We start from the raw sequence: 20,160 nt of genomic DNA, 5'->3' as shown, positions 1-20,160 counted from the left end.
GTGTTCCGCGGCGGTGCTCTCCCAGCGGGTGGGGGCTAGCCCTCGACGGTGATACCCATGGAGCGGGCGGTGCCGGCGATGATCTTCGCTGCGCCTTCGAGGCTGGTGGCGTTCAGGTCTTCCATCTTGGTGGAGGCGATCTCGTTGACCTGGGCCTGGGTCAGCTTGGCAACCTTGACGGTGTGCGGGGTAGCCGAACCCTTAGCGACGCCTGCAGCCTTCTTGATCAGCTCGGCGGCCGGCGGGGTCTTGGTGATGAACGTGAACGAGCGGTCCTCGTAAACGGTGATTTCAACCGGGATGACGTTGCCGCGCTGGGCTTCCGTTGCAGCGTTGTACGCCTTGCAGAATTCCATGATGTTGACACCGTGCTGGCCGAGCGCAGGACCGATCGGCGGGGCCGGGTTAGCGGCACCTGCCTGGATCTGCAGCTTGATGAGGCCGGTGACCTTCTTCTTGGGAGCCAATGTAGGGTCCTTCTCTCAATTTCGTCCTGGGACACAGGAGCGTGCCTCAGGTGGTTGGCCGCCATGGCGAGGCGGCCGGCCGCTCCGGGGCCGCAAAGCGGGCAGCCTGGAGCGAATTCTGTGATCGGTGCTAGATCTTGCTGACCTGGTTGAACGCCAGGGTGACCGGGGTTTCGCGCTCGAAGATGGAGACGAGGACCACCAGGGTCTGGGATTCGGGCTTGATCTCCGAGATCGTGGCGGGCAGGGTCTCGAACGGGCCCTCCTTGACGATGACGGACTCGCCAACCTCGAAGTCCACGGCAACCGGGGTCTGGTTCTGCTTGTTGACCGGCTTGCCCTTCTCGGCCTGCTCGCCCTCGAAGACGGGGGCCAGCATGGAGAAGACCTCGTCCAGGCGCAGCGGCACCGGGTTGTGGGCGTTGCCCACGAAGCCGGTCACGCCGGGGGTGTGGCGGACGGCGCCCCAGGAGGCGTCAGTCAGGTCCATGCGCACCAGCACGTAGCCGGGGATCCGGACGCGATTGATGATCTTGCGCTGGGCGTTCTTGATCTCGACGACTTCTTCCATCGGGACCTGGATTTCGAAGATGTAATCTTCCATGTCCAGAGTCTGGATGCGGGTCTCGAGGTTGGCCTTCACGCGGTTCTCGTAGCCGGCGTAGGAGTGGATGACGTACCAGTCACCTTCCTGGCGGCGCAGCTTGGCCTTGAACTCCTCGGCGGGGTCGGCTTCGGCCGCGGCGGCAGCGGCTGCCAGGGCGTCGCCTTCTTCCGCCTCGCCCTCGTCCTCGGAGCCGGCGGAAGCCTCGTCCACGGCGTCGTTCGCGTCAGCGTCGGCGGCGTCGTCGAATTCGGGCGCAGCAGCCGGAGCCTCGGACTCCTCCACGGCTTCCGCCGCGGCGTCCTGGCTCTTCTCCAGCTCAGTCTCAGTTACCTCGAGCTCCTGCTCAGACACTTGGTCTCCTGCTTCCTCATTGCCTAACATGCCTATTTAAATGACTCAATTCCGCACACCCCGTTACTGCCCCGATTTCCCGGGGCGGCACGCGGCCTGCGGACGGTCGCCTTAGCGGTCCGTGGGACCCGTTCCGCCGAAGACCCAGCCGACGCCGGTCCCGAAGGCCAGGTCCAGCAGGGTGACGACGACCATCATGATGACCACGAACACCAGCACCACGAGCGTGTAGTTGACCAGTTCCTTGCGGGTGGGCGCTACGACCTTCTTCAGTTCGCCGATGACCTGGCGGAAGAAGAGTGCGATCCGGGCGAAGAAGCCTGCCTTGGGGGCTTTCTTGGCGGGGCGGCCTTTGGAGCTGCTGGCAGCTGTTTCGGTCACCTGACCCTCACTCATCCTCGCGATGTCGGATACCCGGCTCCGGACTGAACCATGGTTGCTGCGCTGGTTCCGGTGCATTCCGGAACAGCTTGCGCAGGGCAGACAGGACTCGAACCTGCAACCTGCGGTTTTGGAGACCGCTGCGCTACCAATTGCGCCACTACCCTATGGATTAAAAACCGTGCCGGCGGCGGACTGAACAGGTTTCCCTGAGGCGCACGCCATCATCGTGTTTTCAATACCGGAGATCCATTCTACGCATGAACTACGTCCACGTCGAACCGGCTCTCTTGGCATCCCGGAGGATCCGGTGAACAGCATAGAGTAGATTCCGTCGAATCCCACATCCAGCCCCGTGCTGACGCGAAGAACGGACCCGCGATGCCTGCCGCCCGCATTTCCAAGCGCATTTCCGCCATAGCCGAATCCGCCACCCTGGCCGTCGATGCCAAGGCGAAGGCACTGAAGGCGGCTGGGCGTCCGGTCATCGGGTTCGGTGCCGGCGAGCCCGACTTCCCGACTCCGGGCTACATCGTGGATGCCGCCATCGAGGCTGCCCGCCAGCCCAAGTACCACCGTTATTCCCCCGCCGGCGGGCTCCCCGAGCTGAAGCAGGCGATCGCGGAGAAGACGTTCCGGGACTCCGGCTACAGGTGCGAAGCGTCGCAGGTCCTGGTGACCAACGGCGGCAAACAGGCCGTCTACAACACCTTCGCCACGCTGCTGGATCCGGGCGATGAGGTCATTGTCCCGGCACCCTTCTGGACCACCTACCCGGAAGCCATCCGGCTGGCCGGCGGCGTGCCGGTGGAGGTCTTCGCCGGGCCGGAGCAGGGTTACCTGGTGACCGTTGAGCAGCTCGAGGCAGCCGTCACGGACCGCACCAAGATCCTGCTGTTCGTCTCCCCCTCGAACCCCACGGGCGCCGTCTACTCCCCCGAGCAGGTCACGGCGATCGGCGAGTGGGCCGCGGCCAAGGGTCTGTGGGTGGTCACCGATGAGATCTACGAGCACCTGACCTACGACGGCGTGCCGTTCACCTCGATCGCCACGGCCGTGCCGGCCCTCGGGGACAAGGTGGTCATCCTCAACGGCGTCGCCAAGACCTACGCCATGACCGGCTGGCGGGTTGGATGGATGATCGGCCCGGCCGACGTCATCAAGGCCGCCACCAACCTGCAGTCCCACGCGACCTCCAACGTCTCCAACGTTCCGCAGATCGCGGCACTGGCAGCTGTCTCTGGTCCGCTGACCGCCGTCGAGGAAATGAAGGTGGCCTTCGACCGCCGCCGCAAGGCGATCGTCGCTGGGCTGAACGCGATCGAGGGCGTCGACTGCCCTACCCCCAAGGGCGCGTTCTACGTCTACGCGGACGTCCGCGCACTGCTGGGCAAGGAGTTCCCTACGGCGAACGGGCCGGTGGCGCCGTCGACGTCGGCCGAGCTCGCCGCGCTGATCCTCGACGAGGTCGAGGTGGCCGTGGTTCCCGGTGAGGCGTTCGGCCCCTCCGGCTACCTGCGCCTGTCCTACGCCCTCGGCGACGAGGACCTGGCCACCGGCGTCGGACGCCTGCAGGAATTCCTGGGCAAGGCCAAGTAACCGACGCTCCCTCACCTTCGGCAGCGAAACGAGCGACGCTCCCTCACATCCTTCCGGGACGTGAGGGAGCGTCCGCTTTACCCGGCTAAACGTGAGGGAGCATCGGTGTTAACCCGGCCGAACGTGAGGGAGCATCGGGTTTTATGTCACCGGATCTGAGGGAGGGTCAGAGCAGGCGGCGTTCGGCGGCCCAGCGGGTCAGTTCGTGCCGGCTGGAGAGCTGGAGCTTGCGGAGCACGGCCGAGACGTGGGTCTCCACGGTCTTGATGGAGATAAACAGTTCCTTGGCCACCTCCTTGTAGCTGTACCCTCGCGCGATCAGCCGCATCACCTCGAGTTCGCGGGCCGAGAGCCGGTCCAGCTCGTCGTCGGCGATGTCGGCGGGTGAGGTCCCGAAGGCGTCCAGCACGAAGCCGGCGAGCCGCGGGGAGAAGACCGCGTCCCCGCCCGCGACGCGGCGCACGGCGTTGCTGATCTCGGCGCCGGAGATGGACTTGGTGACGTAGCCGCGGGCCCCGGCACGGATCACGGAGACGACGTCCTCGGCGGCGTCGGAAACGCTCAGGGCCAAGAAGCGGGTGGTGCCCAGCAGTGCGGCGCAGCCGGCCAGGACGTCCCGGCCGCCGCCGCCGGTCCCGCCCGGCAGGTGCACGTCGAGCAGCACCACGTCCGGAAGGGCCTCGCCGATGACACGCACCGCGTCCTCGACGGTGGCGGCCTCCCCCACAACGGCGATCCCGGCGTCGAGGTCCGCCTTCAGGCCGGAACGGAAGATGGCGTGGTCGTCCACAATCACCACCCGGGTGGCGGGGACGGGGGCTCCCGCGGGCACTGGGCTGTCGGGCTGGCTGGTCATGGCGTGTCCTTCGTGGTGGTGCCGGCGGGTGTGGGCCGGGCTGGTTCGGGAGGCGTGGTGGTGGACGGCGGTGCGGGCGCGGCCGTGTCGGGGGCCAGGGGCAGGCTGAGCCGGACCTCGGTGCCGTCCGGGTTGCTGACGATCACGGCCGTTCCGCCGTGCCGCCGCATCCGCCCGATGATGGATTCGCGCACGCCCAGCCGGTCCGCGGGGATGGCGGCCGGGTCGAATCCCGGGCCGCGGTCCTTCACGAAGATTTCCGCGGCCCCGCCGGTGGCTTCGAGGTACACGGAGACGGGCCCCCCGCCGTGCCGTGCGGCGTTCAGCATGGCCTCCCGGGCGGCCATGACGAGGGCCTCCAGCCTTGCGGTCATGGCGCTGTCCCCGACACTGACGACGTCGACGGGCTGGCCCAGCGCGTCTTCCACCTCCGCGGCGGCGGCCTGAAGGGCATCCGAGAGCTGCCCCTCGTCACGTTCCGCGTTGCGGTACAGCCAGCCGCGGAGTTCGCGCTCCTGGGCCCGGGCGAGGCGGATGACGTCCTGTTCGTTGCCGGCCCGGCGCTGGATCAGCGCGAGGGTCTGCAGCACCGAGTCGTGCAGGTGGGCGGCGATCTCGGCCCTTTCCGTGGCGCGGACCCGGCCCTCCCGTTCGGTCTCGAGGTCGCGCCAGAACTTCAGCCCCCAGGGCAGCAGCACCAGCGCGACGCCGCCCAGGACCGCCACCGAGGCCAGGAGTGCCAGCCAGGTCTGCTGCCAGGATCCGGAGCCGGAAACCATCACCAGGACCCCGGCCACCACCAGCGCCAGGCCGGCCGCGAGCCGTGCCCAGCCGCCGGCCTGGTTTGCCTTGGCCTTGTCCATGATCCCGGTCCGGCGGGTCTCATCCAGTTGCATCCAGGCGATGGCGGCGCCGCCGAGGATCGCGGCCACGGGAATCAGGGTTCCCAGCGGGACGTCCAGTCCCAACAGCCGCGCCACCAGGATCCCGGCGGCCAGCAGCAGCCCGACGCCCAGGAGGATCTCCTTCCCGTAGGGCATGCCGGCAAGCCGGAAACGCCACGGCTCCCCGGCGGTGGCCGTGTTTCCTTGGGCGTCCGGGGATTGCACGGGGGCGCTCACGGCGGGGGCGATGGGCGACGCCGGAGGCCGGGCGTTGCGGCGGGCGCTCTCGTCCGCGGTCGGCACCATGATCCAGAGCCAGGCGTAGAACGCGACGCCGGCGCCGCCGGCGAACGCGGCCACCACCATCCCGGCGCGGATCATCTGCACGGGCCAGCCCAGGTGGCGGGCGAGCCCAGCGCAGACACCGGCGATCATGCGGTCGCCGCCGCGGGTCAGCGGTGGGCGGAGTGGCGCGGTGGTCATGGATCCATCCAAGCACGGCAGGGGCCTTCCGGAGGCGGTTCACGGCCCGAACCGGGGGCCGGTCAGGGACCGGTCAGGGGTTTCCCCAGTAGAGCGGACGGTCCCGCCGGCGGGAGGATCGAACTATGAACACGCACCCTGACCCCGATGAGGTCCCGGCCGCCGACAGCCAGCCGGACGGCCGTCCCGCCAGTGACCCGGCGGACAGCACGGCGGACGCCTCTGCGCCCTCGCCTTCCGGACCGTCGCAGGCTTCCTCGGCGGAACCGGACGGCGCGCCCCGGTATGCACCGCCGTCGTACACCCCGCCGCCCTACACCCCTCCCTCCGGTGGCACCCCGCCGTACACGCCGCCCCCGGGGCCGCCCTACGCCGGCGACCGCCGGCCGGCCGGGTCCCAGCAGAACTTCTTCGATTGGATCCGCAGCCACGGCATCCACCGGGGCCGCGAGCGTTGGGTGGCCGGTGTGGCCAGCGGCATCGCCCAGCGGTTGGGCGTCGATCCCCTGATTGTGCGCGGCATCCTTATCGTCCTGACGGTCTTCGCCGGCGTCGGAGTCCTGCTGTATGGGCTGGCCTGGGCCCTGCTGCCCGAACCCGACGGCCGGATCCACGTCCAGGAGGCGGCCGCCGGACGGTGGAGCACCGGTATGACCGGCGCGCTGATCACCACGCTGATCGGCTTCCCGAGTCTGGGCAACGGCGTCTGGGGCTGGGACCGGTACGGTTTCGGCGCCGTCGTGTGGACTGTCTTCTGGGTGGGCGGGGCGATCTACGCTTTCTACTACTTCTCCCAGCGGGGCAGGACGCGCCGGCCCGCCGAGACCCACGGCGCCGGGTTCCCGCCGCAGGGCCCAGCGGCAACCGGACCTGCTGCAACCGGCCCTGGATCGTCCGGTCCGGCACCGGCCGGGACCGGCACCCCGGCGGGTTCCCCGTCAGGCGGCACCCCGCCCGTGGGCACCTATCCGGCCGCCTCGTATCCCACCACGATCTACCCCACCGGGCCGGACTACACGGCGTCGCCCGCGGCCACCGCGCCGGGCTATACCGCAGGCCCGTCCGCATATGCGCCGGTACCCGCTCCGAAGGTCAGGTCCGCCGGTCCCGGCGCCCCCGCCGTCGCCGTCACGACCGGCCTCGCTCTTCTGGCGGGCGGCGGGCTAAAGGCTCTCGACGCCGTCCACGCAATCAACCTCGGACCGGCCGGCAACGCGGTGGTCTGGGCGGTGGGAGCCGCTGTCCTGGGCCTCGGCATCCTGGTCTGCGGCCTGCGCGGCCGTGGTGCCGGCATCCTCAGCTTCTTCGCCGTGGTGGCGCTGGTCACCGGGGCGGTCTACGGCCTGGTCCCGAACGCGGACCGGGCACGGTTCCAGAACGTCGACTGGGCGCCCACCACCATCGGGCAGGCCGCGGACGGCTTCGACATCACCGGCGGCAGCGGCACGGTGGACCTGACCCGGCTGGACCTGAACGCACCGCTAGGCTCCGACGTCGTGGTGCCTCTGGACGCGACCGCCAGCAACATCACCGTGCTGATTCCGCGTAACGTCCCCGTGCAGATCCGGGCGGACCTGACGATGGGAAACCTCAACGACTCCAACGGCAACCATGGCGGCATGACCAGCCAGCAGAGCGACTACAACACGGACGTCGCCGGGTCCCGCCTGGTCATCAAGGTCTCCGGCACCCTGAGCAACATCACCGTGAAGGAAGGGAACTGACATGAGCAGCTACGACCCGGGAACCACCCAAGACGGCACCCCGTTGGTCACGGAGAACGCACCCGCCAGCGAAGGCGCCCGGGTGGGGACGGTGGTGTGGGGGCTGATCGTGCTGGCCCTCGCCGCCCTGATCATCATTTCCCGCCTGGGCCTGGTGGTCCTGAACGGGACCTATGTCCTGATCGGCCTGATGATCGGGGCCGGCGCGGCCCTCGTGATCGGCGGCCTGGTCTCCGCCCGCAAGCGTGACAAAGCCACTACTACAAGGAAGTCTTAATCCATGGAAAAGTTCTTCAGCATTGTCCGGGGCCTCGGCCTGCGCCGGGGACCGCAGCGGTGGCTCGGCGGTGTCTGCGGCGGCATCGCGGCCAGGCTCAACGTGGACGTCGCCTACGTCCGGATCGCGTTCCTCCTCTTCGCCCTGCTGCCCGGCCCGGCCTTCGTGTTCTACCTGGCCGCCTGGGCCCTCCTCCCGGACCAGCAGAACGCCATCATCGCCCAGACGTTCCTGGAGCGCCGCGCGAACCGCCCCTGACCCCGGCTCATGATTGACGCTGCCCCCGCCACCGCCCGTGGCGGGGGCAGCGTGCGTCCGGGCCTCCGGAACCGGTTTGTGTCCTGCCCCACATCCCCGGCTAAACTTCTTGGTGAGCTCAGCGTGGCGCTCTGCCCGTACACCTTCAAACCAGGATTTGAGCCCAGACATGAAAATTGGAATCCTCACCAGCGGCGGCGACTGCCCCGGACTGAACGCCGTCATCCGTGGCGCCGTTCTCAAGGGCATCGCGGTCCACGGCCACGAGTTCGTGGGATTCCTGGACGGCTGGCGCGGCGTCGTCGAGGGCGACATCATCGAGATTCCCCGGACCATGGTCCGCGGCATCGCCAAGCAGGGCGGCACCATCCTGGGCACCTCCCGCACCAACCCGTTTGAAAACAACGGCGGCCCCGAGGTCATCAAGGCCCATATGGACCGGCTGGGCATCGACGCCATCATCGCGATCGGCGGCGAGGGCACCCTCGCGGCCGCCAAGCGCCTCACCGACGCCGGCCTCAAGATCGTCGGCGTCCCCAAGACCGTCGACAACGACCTCGACGCCACGGACTACACCTTCGGCTTCGACACCGCCGTCGAGATCGCCACCGAGGCGATCGACCGGCTGCGGACCACCGGTGAATCGCACCACCGCACCATGATCGCCGAGGTCATGGGCCGTCACGTGGGCTGGATCGCCCTGCACGCCGGCATGGCCTCCGGCGCCCACGCCATCCTCATCCCCGAGCAGCAGGCCTCCATGGAGCAGATCACCGAATGGGTGGTCTCCGCCCATGAGCGCGGCCGCGCACCCCTGGTGGTCGTTGCGGAGGGCTTCGTCCCCGAGGGCCAGGAATCGCCGCACTCCGAGCGCGGACTGGACACCTTTGGCCGTCCCCGGCTGGGCGGCATCGCCGAACTGTTGGCCCCCGAACTCGAGGCCCGCACCGGAATCGAAACCCGCGCCACGGTCCTCGGCCACATCCAGCGCGGCGGCGTTCCCACAGCCTTCGACCGGGTCCTCGCCACCCGGCTCGGCATGGCGGCCATCGACTCTGTGGTGGAGGAGCGCTGGGGCACCATGGTCTCGCTCAATGGCACGGACATCGTCCACGTCGGTTTCGAGGCGGCCCTGGGCAACCTCAAGAGCGTCCCGCAGCACCGCTACGAGGAAGCCGCCGTCCTCTTCGGCTAGGCCGCCGCAGCCGGGGTGGGCCGGCGCAGTTACCGGTCTGGGTAGGGTTGAACCATGACACTCACGCCCGGCTCCGCCGACATCATCCAGCTCGCGTGGGCCCGCCGTTTGGGGCTCGACGACGGCGCGTTCGCGGCCTCCGGCGGGCAGCGCGTCACACGCGTCGTCGACGACGCCCGGGCGCTGCAGTTCGTCCGGCTGTTCGGCGGTTCGGCCTTGGTGGGACCGGGTTGGGCGCTGGAAGCCGCCGAAGCCTACTCCGACGAGGAGCTGGCCCAGCACGTCACACTCCTGACGATCACCCGTGCCCGGGGCGGCCACGGCCTCGGCGCCGCAGCCCTCTTCTTCGCCGATGACCTGCCCCTGAGGCAGCCTGCCGAGGAGCTCACCGTCTCCCACGGCAACCCCGAGGCCATCGAGCTCGAGGGCCTGTGCCCGCCGGACGACGTCAACGAGGTGGGCTTGGCGGACCTGGAAAACCGGTTCACCATCATGCACGTCGAGGACGGCCACCGTTCCCCCGTGGCCTGCGGCGCCTACAGCGAGTGGGAGGGCATCTTGGCGCACCTTGGGGTCCTGGTGGCACCGGAGTGGCGCCGGCGCGGGCTCGGGACGCTGGCCGCGTCGATAGCCGCCCACGAGGCCCTCGCCTCAGGGTTGACCCTGCAGTGGCGTGCCGATGTCAGCAACAAGGGTTCGCTGGCCCTCGCCCGGAGCCTGGGCTTCACCGCCGGCGGAATCCAGACCAGCGTCCTGCTGGGCTAGAGCAGCCCCTGCGGCCCCGGCCCCTCAGGGCCGCTCGACGGGGCATCCCATCGAGCGGCCCGGGCGAATCGCCTTAGACCTGCCGGGCTTCCACGCCGTCGGCCACGGCGTCGCGGCCGCCGTCCGTCGCGGGCTCCGGAGCTGCGGACTCCGACGTCGGCTTGGACTCCGTTGCCGGAGCCGTCCACGGCTGGGTGACCTGGGGCTTGGCGAAGAACAGCGCCACGGCTGCACCGAGCAGGATGACGACGGCGGGCAGCAGGATGGACTGGCCCATCGCCGTCGAGAACCCCTCATGCAGCTGCGGCGGCAGCGCGCCGCCAAAGGCCATCGGGCTGGCGTTGCCGGCCGACCCCGGCGCGGCGGGAAGCTCTGCGGCCAGCCGGGACTGGATCAACACGGCAATCGCGGCGCTGCCCAGGACGGCGCCGATCTGGCGGGTCGTGTTGTAGACGCCGGAGCCGGCGCCGGCCTGCCGCGGCGGCAGGTTGCGGGTGGCGGTGGAGCTCAGCGGAGCCCAGATACCGGCGTTGGCGAAGCCGAGGACGGTGCTGGGCAGCAGGAACAGCCAGATGGGCGTGTCCGGGTGCATCAGCGAGGAGTTCCAGAAGAGGGCGACGGACATCAGGACCAGACCGGTGGCCGTGATGTACTTCGGGTTGACCCGGTCGATGATACGGCCCACCACCGGGGCAAGGCCGCCGGAGATAACGGCCATGGGCACCATCATCAGCGCCGACTGCGTGGGCGTGAGGCCGCGGACCACCTGGTAGTAGAAGATTAGGGGCAGGCCGAACCCGGTGACCGTGAAGCCAACCGAGGTGATGGCGATATTGGCCAGCGAGAAGTTGCGGTCCTTGAACAGGCCCAGCGGCAGGAGCGGCTCACCTTTGTTGAAGTGCTGCCAGAGGACGAAGCCCACGAGCACGATGATGCCGGCGATGATCAGGCCCCACACGGTGATCGGGCCGCTGATGGTGCCCCAGTTGTAGGTCTCGCCCTCCTGGATGCCGAACACGAGCAGGAACAGGCCGACGGCGCTGAGCAGGACGCCGGGGATGTCGAACTTGTGCGGGTGGGTGTCCAGCGCCGGGACGAACCGGGAGGCCAGCACGAAGCCGACGATCCCGACCGGAATGTTGATGAAGAAGATCCATTCCCAGCCAAGCCCGTCCACCAGCACGCCGCCCAGGATGGGGCCCACCAGGGTGGCGACGCCGGCGGTGGCGCCCCAGATGCCCATGGCGGCACCGCGGCGGTCCGGCGGGAAAATCCTGGTGATGACGGCCATGGTCTGCGGCGTCATCAGCGCGGCGCCGAGGCCCTGCAGCACGCGGGCTGCGATCAAGGTCTGGATGTCGCCGGAGAGCCCGCACCAGAGTGAGGCGAGCGTGAAGACCACCAGGCCGGTGAGGTAGAGCCGCTTCGGACCGAAGCGGTCGCCCAGGCGTCCGGTGATCAGCAGCGGAACCGCGTAGGCCAGCAGGTAGGCGCTGGTCACCCAGATCACCGAGTTGATGTCGGCGTTGAGTCCTTCCATGATCTTCGGGTTCGCCACCGAGACGATGGTGGTGTCGATCAGGATCATGAAGAACCCAATCACCAGGGACCAGAGGGCCGCCCAGGGCCGCGCTACGTTTTCCATCGGTTCTTCCTTTAGGTGCTTACTGCCGGGGTGAAGGTGGAGCGTTGAGACTACAGCCGGGGTGGGACAGCCAGGTCAGCGCAACAGGGCGAGGATCTCACTGCGCGCGAACATGGTGGCCGCGTCCCGGGCGGAGGGGCTGCCGGCGTCGGGGTCTGCGCCGGCGTCGACCAGCGCCTCGACAACATCGCGGTAACCCTTGAAGACGGCGCCGGCCAGCGGGGTCTGGCCGCGGTCGTTGGCGGTGTTGGCGTCCCCGCCTTGGCTCAGGATCAGCCGCACCGTCTCCGCGTGGCCGTGGTAGGCGGCCAGCATCAGGAGGGAATCGCCGGAGGCGGTGCTCAGCGTCGCGGGGGCGCCGGCGGAGAGGTACGCCGCCAGAAGCGGCGTGTCACCCTCCCGGGCGGCGTCGAAAAGCCGGTGCGCGAGGTCGACGGTGTCCGCGTCGGGGGCCTGCGTGGATGAATGCTGTTCGCCGGTCATCGGGGGCTCCTCAGGAATCCAGTCTGCCGGCCGACGACCTGGCCCGCGTCGGGCGCGACCACGAGTTCCTGGGCCGCGGGGTAGGTTTCGGTGCCGTCGGCGACCGTCAGGACCTGCGCCGGATCGGCGGAGCGCTTGATCACCGCGAGGGCCACCGGGCCCATTTCGTAGTGCTGGCCCACCGAAGTCACGGTGCCGATCTTCTTGTCCCCGGCGAGCACGTCACTGCCGACGGCGGGCAGCGTGTGCTGGGAGCCGTCGAGCTGGAGGAACACCAGGCGGCGGGGCGGGTGGCCGAGGTTGTGGACGCGGGCGACGGTTTCCTGGCCTTTGTAGCAGCCCTTGGCCAGGTGGACGGCCGTGCGGAGCAGGTCCAGCTCGTGCGGGATGGTCTTGTCGTCGGTCTCGGCACCCCAGCGCGGACGCCAGGCGGCGATGCGGAGCGCCTCGGCAGCGAGGGTGCCGGCGAGGGGGCGCTCCCCCACCGTGGCTTCCAGGTCCACTGCGGGGACCAGGTATTCGAACCACGGCCGCTCCAGCCCGGGGTGCTCCTGCTCGGCCACGACGGCGTAGGAGTACCCTCCGGCGCCGACGTGCGGCCACGGATCCTCCCAGACGGTCAGGCGGTCCCATTCGGGGACAGCCCGGGTGCTGCCCAGCACGGCCCAGTCCGCGGAGACGTCGGCGATCTCCACCCGGAGCATGAACTTCATCCGGTTCAGCCACTCCGCCAGCGGGGCGGCCTCCGCGGCCTCGACGATCATCCAGGTGGTGGCGCCGTCGTCGACGACGCGGGCGTCGAACTCGATCCGGCCCTGCACGCTGAGCAGCAGCAGCTCGGTGGACTGGCCCGGGGGCAGTGCCGTGACCTGCTGCGAGGACAGGGTGTTGAGCCAGCTCAGGCGGTCGGGTCCGGTGACCGTGACCACCCCGCGGTGGGAGAGGTCGACGACGGCGGTGCCGGCCGCCAGGGCGCGCTGCTCACGCAGGGGCTCGCCGTAGTGGGCGGCCACGCCGGCGTCGGGTCCGGCGGCCTCCACGGCTCCGGGGCGCGACAGCAAAGGGCTCTTGGTGCTCATATGAAGTAGAAGTCCTCTGTCCTCAGCGGTATTCCGGATTTTCGAAGCCAAAACGGGTGCCCGATTTCCAGGCCTCGGGCAGGTTGCCGTAGGCCGGGATCCCGCCGGCGTCCTTGAGCATCCGGGCCAGGTGCAAAAGGTTCCAGGTCATGAAGGTGGCGTTGCGGTTGGTGAAGTCGTTCTCCGGCCCGCCGGAGCCCTCATCGAGGTAGCTGGGGCCGGGTCCCACGGCGCCGATCCAGCCGGCGTCGGCCTGGGGCGGGATGGTAAACCCGATGTGCTGCAGGCTGTAGAGCACGTTCATGGCGCAATGTTTGATGCCGTCCTCGTTGCCGGTGATGAGGCACCCGCCGACCTTGGGGTAGAACGCCCACTGGCCCCGGGAGTTCAGTTCGCCGGAGTGGGCGTAGAGGCGTTCGATGAGTTTCTTGGTCTGCGAGGAGTTGTCGCCCAGCCAGATGGGGCCGGCGACGACGACAATGTCCGCGTCCCGCACCGCCGGGTACAGCTCCGGCCACGCGTCGGTGGACCAGCCGTGCTCGCGCATGTCCGGATACACGCCGCTGGCGATGTCGTGATCGACGGTCCGGATGACCCGGGTGGTGACGCCCTGCTTCTCCATGATCCGGCGGCTGATCTGGATCAGCCCGTCCGTGTTGGAGGTCTCGGGCGACTTCTTCAGTGTGCCGTTGAAGAAGACGGCGGAGAGGTCGTCGTAGCGGCGCTTGCCGGCTTCGCTGGTCTGCGGATCATTCATGGCACTGCTCCCTTTGTTGGCACTGCTCCCCGCGTTCGATGCGGACTTATGGAAAGCCGGCGGCGGGGAGCGGTCCCGGGCAGCTGCGCTGTCAGCCGACCTTGCTGAGAATGGCGGAGGCGTGGGCTTCCAGGCCGCTGCCGCCGTCGCCGGCCTGGCTCTTGCCGGCTGCAACGTCCCACCGCCAGAGGAGGTTCCCGTCCACCAGCCCGAAGATGCGGGTGGCCGCGGTGTAGTCCTTGGAGTGGCTGCCGCGCATCACCAGGTCCGTGCTGAGTTGGATCTGCGGTCCCTTGATCTGGCCGTAGTACAGCTCGGAGATGCCGCCCGGGTGGGCGATGGAGACGGAGATGTCGAACCCGCCGTCGGCGTTGCGGAGCTCTTCGACCTCTTCGGCGCTCTTGAACACGGGGACGATGTCGGCCGGGATCAGGCCGGGACCGCCGTCCTCCTCGCGCTGCTTCCGGTCGAGGGCCCAGAAGCCGGTCTCCACCGTCAGCGGGCGCAGCTTGGTGCCCTCGTCGTCGGTCAGCCACGATTCGGCCCTGTACTGCAGGTAGGGCAGGCCGTTGTGGGTGAAGGAGACGTGCTGCAGGAAGTGCTCGGAATCCTCGTCCCCGGCGCCGAGCCGGCCGCGGCCCTCCCACTCACCAATGAGCCAGGACAGCGGAACGATTTCGGGGGTCAGATCGGTCGGGATCTCAATGGGCACGGCGATGACCTCTAAAGCGACGGTTTCCGGGCGGTTGCGGGGTGGTGGTTACTTCTGGCCCTTGAAGAGGCGGTAGACCACGAAACCGGCGAACCAGGCCATGGACAGGCCGGCCACGGCAAGCAGGACAAGGAAGAAGATTTCAAATGCAAGTACGGACATGATGACATCCTAACGCGTTAGTGGATGAGGAGTTTATCGATGAAGTAGGCCAGGGATCCGACGGCGGAGACCGGTCCCAGCCCCATTCCGAGGACCGCGGCGAGGTTCAGGGTTTCGCCGCGGATGATCACGAGGCGGCGGAAGCTGACCAGCACGGCGCCGACGACTATTCCAACCAGTGCCGCGGGCACCACGGCGATGTTCGAGATCGCCAGGCCCGCGAGCGGCCCGGCGAGGCCGGCCCCGACGATGCCCAGGGGCGCCACCACCCGATCCGGCCAGCGGATCAGCCCGGCCGCGAGCGCGATCGCCGCGCTGATGGCGGCGATGAGCAGCATCTCCTTGACCCCGTTGAACCGGGAGCAAGCGATCCAGCCGGCGCCAAGGCAGGAAAGCAGGACCCCGGCGCAGGAGCCCAGGGTCGATTCGAGCCGCTGCGCCTGGCCGGTGCCGCGGATCAACTGCATGACGAACACCGCCATCACGCCGGCGGCGACGAAGGCCGGGGTCCAGGCCAGGAAGGCCGGACCCGGCAGGTAGGTTGCGGCCACCGCAGAGCCGATCCCCGGCAGCCCGATCAGCGCGGCGAGGGTTTTCTTGGCCGGGATACCCAGGAAATGCGGCCAGCCGAAGCCCACGAGGGCGGCGGTCAGCACGGCGACGGCCAGCAGGACCTCCGGGGTGGAGTAGGCTCCGGCGACGATCGCGGCGAGCCCGGCCAGGCCGATAACACCGACGCTCCAGGACTTCATGCGCTTCTTCCCAATGCGGTTCTCCCCCGTGCGGCTCTGTTGACTGCCGTGTTGGCTGCTCTGTGGACTGCGGTTCTTCCCGCGGCGGTTCTCCGGTCAATCCTGCCCTATATGAACGTTTTGTGTCGCAGCAGCGGGCGCGGCAGGCCGCGAAACCGTGCCGGTTGGAGGGCGTTTGGGTATACTCAGAGCCTCAGCTACGCTCCCCCGGCCGGCCCACCCAGGGCTGCACCAGACTTCAAGCAGGGCTCCCCACACCGGAGCCCGGACCGGGAGTCCAGTACCGGCCGGTGAAAGCCCGGCACAAACGCCCAACGATGCGCGGACACCCCTTGGAGGAACCATGTCGCACATCCTGTTATTGACGAACAGCACCGGCTCATCGGTGGACGTCCTGCCTGCGCTTGAGTTGCTCAACCACCGGGTCCACATCCTGCCGGCTGAGCCCACGGCACTGCTCGAGACCGACCCGTGCGACATCGTCCTGCTCGACGCGCGCAAGGACCTGGTGGGCGCCCGCTCGCTGACCCAGCTGCTGAAGGCTACCGGCCTCAGCGCCCCGCTCATGCTGATCCTCACCGAGGGCGGCATGGCCGCCGTCTCCTCCGCGTGGGCCGTCGACGACATCCTGCTCGAGTCCGCCGGCCCGGCCGAGGTTGAGGCCAGGATCCGGCTCGGCATTGCCCGCGCGATGCCGGACCAGGACGACACCCCCACCGAGATCCGGGCCGCCGGCGTCGTGATTGACGAGGCCAGCTACACCGCCCGGGTCAACGGCGCCGTGCTGAACCTGACGTTCAAGGAATTCGAACTGCTGAAGTATCTGGCCCAGCACCCCGGACGCGTGTTCACCCGCCAGCAGTTGCTCACCGAGGTCTGGGGCTACGACTACTACGGCGGCACCCGCACCGTCGATGTGCACGTCCGGCGCCTGCGCGCCAAGCTGGGCGCGGACCACGAAAACCTGATCAGCACGGTACGCAACGTCGGCTACCGGCTCACGCTGGCCCGGCAGCCGGACGAAGAACTCTCCGAGGCTTAGCCCCTCGGCGCGGCGGAGACTCCCCGATATAAACCGCAAAACACAGGAAAGGCCCCGGACCATCAGGTCCGGGGCCTTTCCTATGCGCCGTACGGCGCTTTGGTGGAGGACATACGGGTCGAACGTATCGAGGCCACCCCACTGGTGGATCCCCCTCACATTCCGAAACAGCGATCTGAACAACCTATCCCTGCGCCGGATGAGTTACCGACTATACGCATCCGGCGGCGAAGCATCAAATCCGGCCGATACCCCCTCCCCGGGCCCGGGGACGTATAGCCTTGCACCATGAGTCCCGCGCACCCGGAAAACTGGCCCGTACTCACCCTGCAGGGAGCTGTCGACGAGCAGCTGCTGCGCGATGTCAGGACGCTGGTGGCCGCCGCGGAGGAATCCGACGGCAACCCGCCCCTGTCCGAGCAGACGCTGGTCACCCTGCGCGCTGCGGACGCCGGCCCGCATTCGGTGATGACCCTGGCGCTTTACTCCCCCGACTATTCCAGCAAGGCGAGGGACGCCGACGTCGCCGCCCCGCCGGCTGCCGGCACACCCGCCGGTCCGCACGGCAACGACCTGGCCGGCGTCGCCGTCGTGATCGGGGAGCCGGAGGACGGCGCGGTGCTGGAGGTGGCGGTGCACCCCAGCTACCGCAACCAGGGCGTGGCGGACCGTCTGGTCAGCGAACTGCAGCGCGTCCGCGGCTTCGATGGCCTGAAGGCGTGGTCGCACGGCAACCACGAGGCTGCGGCGGATCTTGCCGCCCGGTACGGGTACGTGCCCGTCCGGGAACTGTGGAAGATGCGGCTGGCCACGGCAGCCTCGGACCTGCCCGATGTGCCGCTGCCGGAGGGCGTGACCCTCCGCAGCTTCGAGCCGGGACGGGACGAGGAGGCCTGGCTGGCGGTGAACCGTGCCGCGTTCGTCCACCACCCCGAACAGGGCGCCATGACCCGCGCCGACCTGGACGCCCGGATGGCCGAGGACTGGTTCAGCCCCGAGGGATTCCTGCTCGCCGAAGATGCCTCGGGACGGCTGCTGGGCTTCCACTGGACCAAGATCCACCCCCGGCACGGCGACCACCCCGCGATCGGCGAGGTCTACGTCGTCGGCGTCGCCCCGGAGGCCCAGGGCACCGGACTGGGCAAGGCCCTCACCGTCGCCGGGATCCGGCACCTCCAGCGTCAGGGCCTGCACGCGGTGATGCTGTACGTCGACGGCGACAACATCCCCGCCGTCGCGCTCTACCGCCGGCTCGGCTTCACCCGCTGGGACATGGACGTCATGTACGCCCCGCGGACCGCCGGCTAAGCCGCACCACGGCCGCCGGACCGGGCGTCAAACGGGCTCACCGGGGTGCGAATCCTTGTAAGGTTGAAGCTACATCGCGCCAGCATTAGGAGAGACCATGCAACGGGACCAAGCCGGGACGGCCACGTCTGAGGCCGGAACGCAGAACAGCTCCTCCCGGCCGGCGCGGGCCCGGTTCGGCTCCTCCGAAGTTCCCGCCTCGCGCGCCACCCAGGACCGGATCGACATCCCGGAGTTCGCCCCGAACCTCGAACCCGAGGGCGACATCAGCCCGGACCGATTCCTGGACCGCGAGCTGAGCTGGCTGGCCTTCAACGCCCGCGTCCTGGAACTGGCCGAGGATCCGAACCTGCACCTGCTGGAGCGGGTCAGCTTCCTGTCCATCTTCGCCTCCAACCTGGACGAGTTCTTCATGGTCCGGGTGGCCGGCCTCAAGCGCCGCATCGCCACCGGACTCGCCGTGCCGTCCCCCGCAGGGCTGAGCCCCATGCAGGTCCTGGAACAGATCGGCGAGGAGGCGCACCGCCTGCAGCAGCGCCACGCCCGGGTCTGGGCCGAGCAGATCCGCCCGGCACTGGCCTACGAGCACATCCACCTGATGCACTGGGACGAGCTGGACGACCAGGCCAAGGACCAGCTCAGCGCCATGTTCGCCGAGAAGGTCTTCCCGATCCTGACGCCGCTGGCCGTGGACCCCGCGCACCCGTTCCCCTACATTTCCGGGCTCTCCCTGAACCTCGCCGTCGTGGTCCGCAACCCGGTCAGCGACAAGGAACTCTTCGCCCGCGTCAAGGTCCCCGACCAGCTGCCGCGACTGATCTCCATCGATGGCCCGCGCGCCGGGTCCGTGCCCGGCCGGGTGGCCCGTTTCATCGCACTCGAGGAAGTCATCGCCGTCCACCTGGACCAGCTGTTCGCCGGCATGGAGGTGCTGGAGCACCACACCTTCCGCGTGACCCGCAACGAGGACGTCGAGGTCGAAGAGGACGACGCCGAGAACCTGCTGCAGGCGCTGGAAAAGGAACTGCTGCGCCGCCGCTTCGGCCCGCCCGTCCGGCTGGAACTCACCAACGACATCAACCCCAACATTCGGGCGCTGCTGATCCGTGAGCTGGGCGTCGAGGAATCCGAGGTGTACTCGGTCCCCGCGCCGCTGGACCTGCGCGGCCTCTCCGTCGTCGCCGGGATCGACCGGGCGGACCTGCACTACCCCAAGCACGTCCCGCACACCTCCCGCTACCTGAACGAGTCCGAGACCTCGAAGGCGGCCAACGTCTTCGCGGCGATGCGCCGCCGGGACATCCTGCTGCACCACCCGTACGACTCGTTCTCCACCTCGGTCCAGGCGTTCCTGGAGCAGGCCGCCGCGGACCCCAAGGTCCAGGCCATCAAGCAGACCCTGTACCGCACCTCCGGTGACTCGCCGATCGTCGACGCCCTGATCGACGCCGCCGAGGCGGGCAAGCAGGTCCTGGCCCTGGTGGAGATCAAGGCCCGCTTCGATGAGCAGGCCAACATCTCCTGGGCCCGGAAGCTCGAGCAGGCCGGCGTGCACGTGGTTTACGGCATCGTGGGCCTGAAAACCCACTGCAAGCTCTCCCTGGTGGTGCGCCAGGAAGTGGACGGGCTGCGCCGCTACTGCCACATCGGCACTGGCAACTACCACCCCCGCACCGCCCGCTACTACGAGGACCTGGGCCTGCTGACCGCCAACGAGCAGGTGGGCGAGGACCTGTCCCGGCTGTTCAACCAGCTCTCCGGCTACGCTCCCAAGTCCACGTTCAAGCGGCTGCTCGTGGCGCCGCGGTCCGTCCGGTCCGGCCTGATTGACCGGATTGAAACCGAGATCCGCAACGCCCGGGCCGGCATCGCCTCCCGGGTGCAGATCAAGGTCAACTCCATGGTCGACGAGGCCATCATCGACTCCCTCTACCGGGCCTCGCAGGCCGGCGTGAAGGTGGACGTGATCGTCCGCGGCATCTGCTCGCTGCGGCCGGGCGTGCCGGGCCTGAGCGAGAACATCACGGTCCGCTCCATTTTGGGCCGGTTCCTGGAACACTCGCGCGTCTTCGCCTTCGCGAACGCCGGGGACCCCGTGGTCTACATCGGCTCCGCGGACATGATGCACCGCAACCTGGACCGCCGGGTCGAGGCCCTGGTCCAGCTCTCCAGCAGCGACGACGTCACCTACGTGCTGGACATGCTCCGCCGGTACATGGATCCCGCGACGGCAAGCTGGCACCTGGACCGCAGCGGCGAATGGTCCCGCCACCACCTCGCCGAGGACGGCACCGAACTGCAGGACGTCCAATCCTGGCTGCTCGCGTCCCGTTCCCGGCAGCGCCCGGCGAGCCTGCGCTAGGGCCGCCGGTA

20 protein-coding genes and 1 tRNA gene are annotated in these 20,160 nt (G+C 68.9%); 9 read left to right on the top strand and 12 right to left on the bottom strand.

What is annotated here, in order from left to right; translation table 11 throughout:
* Nucleotides 1-35: 35 nt before the first annotated feature.
* From rplK to ACFVY3_RS01855, 4 genes are all read right to left on the bottom strand, one after another.
* Nucleotides 36-467, bottom strand: coding sequence for a 50S ribosomal protein L11 (gene rplK / locus ACFVY3_RS01870; protein ID WP_003803853.1), 432 nt, complete (start codon nucleotides 465-467; stop codon nucleotides 36-38).
* A gap of 130 nt (nucleotides 468-597) precedes the next feature.
* Nucleotides 598-1,425, bottom strand: a complete 828-nt coding sequence (nusG, locus tag ACFVY3_RS01865) for a transcription termination/antitermination protein NusG (protein WP_400158583.1) — start codon at nucleotides 1,423-1,425, stop codon at nucleotides 598-600.
* Nucleotides 1,426-1,536: 111 nt separating this feature from the next.
* Complete coding sequence (secE, locus tag ACFVY3_RS01860; protein WP_290255948.1) at nucleotides 1,537-1,821, bottom strand: preprotein translocase subunit SecE; 285 nt, start codon at nucleotides 1,819-1,821, stop codon at nucleotides 1,537-1,539.
* Nucleotides 1,822-1,900: 79 nt separating this feature from the next.
* Nucleotides 1,901-1,973, bottom strand: a tRNA-Trp gene (locus tag ACFVY3_RS01855).
* Between the two features lie 214 nt (nucleotides 1,974-2,187).
* Here ACFVY3_RS01855 and ACFVY3_RS01850 point away from each other — a divergent pair.
* Nucleotides 2,188-3,405 (top strand): pyridoxal phosphate-dependent aminotransferase, encoded by a 1,218-nt coding sequence (locus ACFVY3_RS01850; RefSeq protein WP_400158582.1) that lies wholly within the window; start codon nucleotides 2,188-2,190, stop codon nucleotides 3,403-3,405.
* 166 nt (nucleotides 3,406-3,571) lie between these two features.
* Here ACFVY3_RS01850 and ACFVY3_RS01845 read toward each other — a convergent pair whose 3' ends face one another.
* Together ACFVY3_RS01845 and ACFVY3_RS01840 are read right to left on the bottom strand one after the other, a co-directional pair.
* Nucleotides 3,572-4,261 carry a LuxR C-terminal-related transcriptional regulator gene (locus ACFVY3_RS01845; RefSeq protein ID WP_400158581.1) on the bottom strand — a complete coding sequence of 230 codons (690 nt, stop codon included), beginning with the start codon at nucleotides 4,259-4,261 and terminating at the stop codon, nucleotides 3,572-3,574.
* Nucleotides 4,258-5,628 (bottom strand): PspC domain-containing protein, encoded by a 1,371-nt coding sequence (locus tag ACFVY3_RS01840; RefSeq protein WP_400158580.1) that lies wholly within the window; start codon nucleotides 5,626-5,628, stop codon nucleotides 4,258-4,260. Before ACFVY3_RS01840 ends, ACFVY3_RS01845 begins: the two co-directional genes overlap by 4 nt.
* A 125-nt stretch (nucleotides 5,629-5,753) precedes the next feature.
* Here ACFVY3_RS01840 and ACFVY3_RS01835 point away from each other — a divergent pair, with 125 nt between their 5' ends.
* The 5 genes from ACFVY3_RS01835 (at nucleotide 5,754) to ACFVY3_RS01815 (ending at nucleotide 9,847) form a co-directional block, all read left to right on the top strand.
* The gene (locus ACFVY3_RS01835; protein WP_400158579.1) at nucleotides 5,754-7,352 is read left to right on the top strand and encodes a PspC domain-containing protein; all 1,599 of its coding nucleotides are present in this window, start codon (nucleotides 5,754-5,756) and stop codon (nucleotides 7,350-7,352) included.
* A gap of 1 nt (nucleotide 7,353) precedes the next feature.
* Entirely contained in the window at nucleotides 7,354-7,629 is a 276-nt protein-coding gene (locus tag ACFVY3_RS01830) for a hypothetical protein (RefSeq protein WP_400158578.1), read from the top strand.
* Between the two features lie 3 nt (nucleotides 7,630-7,632).
* A complete protein-coding gene (locus ACFVY3_RS01825; RefSeq protein WP_290255953.1) occupies nucleotides 7,633-7,887 on the top strand; it encodes a PspC domain-containing protein in 255 nt (84 codons plus the stop codon).
* 169 nt (nucleotides 7,888-8,056) lie between these two features.
* Nucleotides 8,057-9,082, top strand: a complete 1,026-nt coding sequence (locus tag ACFVY3_RS01820; protein WP_290255954.1) for a 6-phosphofructokinase — start codon at nucleotides 8,057-8,059, stop codon at nucleotides 9,080-9,082.
* 54 nt (nucleotides 9,083-9,136) lie between these two features.
* Entirely contained in the window at nucleotides 9,137-9,847 is a 711-nt protein-coding gene (locus tag ACFVY3_RS01815) for a GNAT family N-acetyltransferase (RefSeq protein ID WP_377973192.1), read from the top strand.
* Between the two features lie 73 nt (nucleotides 9,848-9,920).
* Here ACFVY3_RS01815 and ACFVY3_RS01810 read toward each other — a convergent pair whose 3' ends face one another.
* The 6 genes from ACFVY3_RS01810 to ACFVY3_RS01785 form a co-directional block, all read right to left on the bottom strand.
* A complete protein-coding gene (locus tag ACFVY3_RS01810; RefSeq protein ID WP_400158577.1) occupies nucleotides 9,921-11,492 on the bottom strand; it encodes a DHA2 family efflux MFS transporter permease subunit in 1,572 nt (523 codons plus the stop codon).
* A 75-nt stretch (nucleotides 11,493-11,567) separates the two neighbouring features.
* Nucleotides 11,568-11,975, bottom strand: coding sequence for an ankyrin repeat domain-containing protein (locus ACFVY3_RS01805; protein WP_400158576.1), 408 nt, complete (start codon nucleotides 11,973-11,975; stop codon nucleotides 11,568-11,570).
* Nucleotides 11,972-13,054 carry a YgfZ/GcvT domain-containing protein gene (locus ACFVY3_RS01800; RefSeq protein WP_400158575.1) on the bottom strand — a complete coding sequence of 361 codons (1,083 nt, stop codon included), beginning with the start codon at nucleotides 13,052-13,054 and terminating at the stop codon, nucleotides 11,972-11,974. The genes ACFVY3_RS01805 and ACFVY3_RS01800 overlap by 4 nt, the downstream gene beginning before the upstream one ends.
* Nucleotides 13,055-13,076: 22 nt before the next feature.
* Complete coding sequence (locus ACFVY3_RS01795) at nucleotides 13,077-13,811, bottom strand: flavodoxin family protein (RefSeq protein ID WP_364133404.1); 735 nt, start codon at nucleotides 13,809-13,811, stop codon at nucleotides 13,077-13,079.
* A 91-nt stretch (nucleotides 13,812-13,902) separates the two neighbouring features.
* Nucleotides 13,903-14,523, bottom strand: a complete 621-nt coding sequence (locus ACFVY3_RS01790) for an FABP family protein (protein ID WP_290255960.1) — start codon at nucleotides 14,521-14,523, stop codon at nucleotides 13,903-13,905.
* Nucleotides 14,524-14,702: 179 nt separating this feature from the next.
* Nucleotides 14,703-15,437: a permease gene (locus ACFVY3_RS01785; RefSeq protein ID WP_400158574.1), complete on the bottom strand. Its 735-nt coding sequence runs from the start codon at nucleotides 15,435-15,437 to the stop codon at nucleotides 14,703-14,705.
* A 343-nt stretch (nucleotides 15,438-15,780) separates the two neighbouring features.
* Here ACFVY3_RS01785 and ACFVY3_RS01780 point away from each other — a divergent pair, with 343 nt between their 5' ends.
* The 3 genes from ACFVY3_RS01780 (at nucleotide 15,781) to ACFVY3_RS01770 (ending at nucleotide 20,149) form a co-directional block, all read left to right on the top strand.
* Entirely contained in the window at nucleotides 15,781-16,479 is a 699-nt protein-coding gene (locus ACFVY3_RS01780) for a response regulator transcription factor (protein ID WP_290255962.1), read from the top strand.
* Between the two features lie 288 nt (nucleotides 16,480-16,767).
* Nucleotides 16,768-17,787, top strand: coding sequence for a mycothiol synthase (mshD, locus tag ACFVY3_RS01775; protein WP_400158573.1), 1,020 nt, complete (start codon nucleotides 16,768-16,770; stop codon nucleotides 17,785-17,787).
* Between the two features lie 97 nt (nucleotides 17,788-17,884).
* Nucleotides 17,885-20,149: an RNA degradosome polyphosphate kinase gene (locus ACFVY3_RS01770; protein ID WP_290255964.1), complete on the top strand. Its 2,265-nt coding sequence runs from the start codon at nucleotides 17,885-17,887 to the stop codon at nucleotides 20,147-20,149.
* The last annotated feature ends 11 nt before the right edge of the window (nucleotides 20,150-20,160 follow it).

The organism is Arthrobacter sp. BPSS-3, assembly GCF_044628475.1.
Taxonomy (GTDB): Bacteria; Actinomycetota; Actinomycetes; order Actinomycetales; family Micrococcaceae; genus Arthrobacter.
Note: the sequence above shows the minus strand (reverse complement) of the source record. Positions and strands in the feature narration are given on the sequence as shown.